The 1,487-nt window shown below is 52.2% G+C and carries 4 protein-coding genes; all 4 read right to left on the reverse strand.

From position 1 onward, the window contains the following. Positions 1–129, reverse strand: a 129-nt coding sequence (gene nadS, locus ABD035_RS17585; protein WP_343871387.1) for a NadS family protein, incomplete at its 3' end; no start/stop codon positions are given. Position 130: 1 nt separating this feature from the next. Next, positions 131–463 carry a type II toxin-antitoxin system RelE/ParE family toxin gene (locus ABD035_RS17590; protein ID WP_064401063.1) on the reverse strand — a complete coding sequence of 111 codons (333 nt, stop codon included), beginning with the start codon at positions 461–463 and terminating at the stop codon, positions 131–133. A gap of 143 nt (positions 464–606) precedes the next feature. Beyond that, a complete protein-coding gene (locus ABD035_RS17595) occupies positions 607–843 on the reverse strand; it encodes an MbeD family mobilization/exclusion protein (protein ID WP_181241455.1) in 237 nt (78 codons plus the stop codon). A 60-nt stretch (positions 844–903) separates the two neighbouring features. Next, positions 904–1,389 (reverse strand): MbeB family mobilization protein, encoded by a 486-nt coding sequence (locus tag ABD035_RS17600; protein ID WP_343871386.1) that lies wholly within the window; start codon positions 1,387–1,389, stop codon positions 904–906. Between the last annotated feature and the right edge of the window lie 98 nt (positions 1,390–1,487).

Genomic DNA, 1,487 nt, shown 5'->3' on the forward strand with positions numbered 1-1,487 from the left:
ATTCAGGTTTTCCCTGATAGCCCTGACGTCTGCCAGCTCGTAGCGGGTCACACGGGCGGGGGCTTTGGTTCCGTTTTTGATTTCAACGGCCTCTTCCAGAGAGGCTTTCAGCTCGTCAAAAAAACTCATGTTACACCTCGTCTTTCAGTCGTTGGGTCAGCTTCTTCAGTTCGGCTTTCTCTGCGTCTGTGATGCTGTCTTTGGTGCTTTTAGGGTAGGCCATCACCAGATAAATCACCTCGGCGGTGGCAAGGAAGTAAATCACCCGCGCACTGCCGCTTTTTCCCTGATTCCCCGTCGCCATCCTGATCTTTCGCAGACCACCCGTTTTCTGGATGAGGTCACCTTTGTCCGGTGACTCGATAAGCTCTTTCTGGAGTTCTTTGAGTTCATCATCCGTGGCGATTTGCTTTATCTGACGGGTAAACATCGTTGTCTCGATAAACTCAATCGCGTGACTCACGGCTGTCTCCTGTATATTTTGATGTACAATGTACACCATGAGTCACATTCTGAAAAGGCGCGTCTGTGCCATCAGACATTACAGAGTCGGACCATGATAGCGGGTTGCTTGCTTTTCCTGCTGTAACTGCCGCTCCTGCTGCTTTACGAGCGTGTTAATCGGCTCAGATCGCTGCTCAAGCGTTCGACCTGCTCGTGCAAGGCGTTCACCTGATTGCTCAAGTTCAGACAGACCCTGTCGTTGCGCTCCAGTGCCTGTGAGGTAGTCTCGAACATGCGTTGCAAGTTGCTGTAACTGTCCTGCCACGCCTGCTGCTGTTGTTCGTAGCTTGTTTGTAAGCTTTCTAAGGCGCTCAGAAGCTGCCTTTCCATCTCGGTCATGGTTTTGCCTGTCCTCAGTGATAAAAACGTGCTGTGGCGTTTCTGGGGTGTCTGACGGGGTTATTTCGCGGTGTACTTCATCACGGTGTTTCCGGCTGTCGATGTGTATGTCTCGGTGCCATGCGCTTTCTTCGGCAGTACCACCAGATAGGTGTTCTTCTGCTTGTCGTCCTTGTAAATCGCCACCCCTGCGCCGCTCTGGGCTTTCAGGCTCTCCAGTTGCTGGCTGTAGCTGTCCATTTCGTTCAGGCGGGAAGTGATGACCGTTCCCTGATACCAGATTATCCCGCCCAGTATCATGATCAGCAGCGCGGCGAACAGAAATATCCAGCCCAGTGCGCTCAGAAGGGAGTATCTGACTATGCCCGTCAGTTGGTCGTTCTGTTCGCGGATAGCGTTGCTGATGCTCTGCGAGCTTGATTTCAAGTCCTCGCTGATAGACGTTTCCAGCCTCTCGAACTCGCGCTTCACGCTCTGCTCGGTATCCTGCGCCTGCTTCTTCGATTTCTCCTCGAAGCCCTTCGCCAAATTTAAAATCTCGCTCATAAATCATTCCTTTCAGTCGGATATTTTTTCCACCGTCCGGATCGGCAATGCTGATACTGTTTTTGGTTTCCCGCGCCACGCTCAGGCCGTAACTCTCC

Origin of the sequence: Tatumella terrea (assembly GCF_039523755.1) — a bacterium.
GTDB classification, from domain to species: domain Bacteria; phylum Pseudomonadota; class Gammaproteobacteria; order Enterobacterales; family Enterobacteriaceae; genus Tatumella; species Tatumella terrea.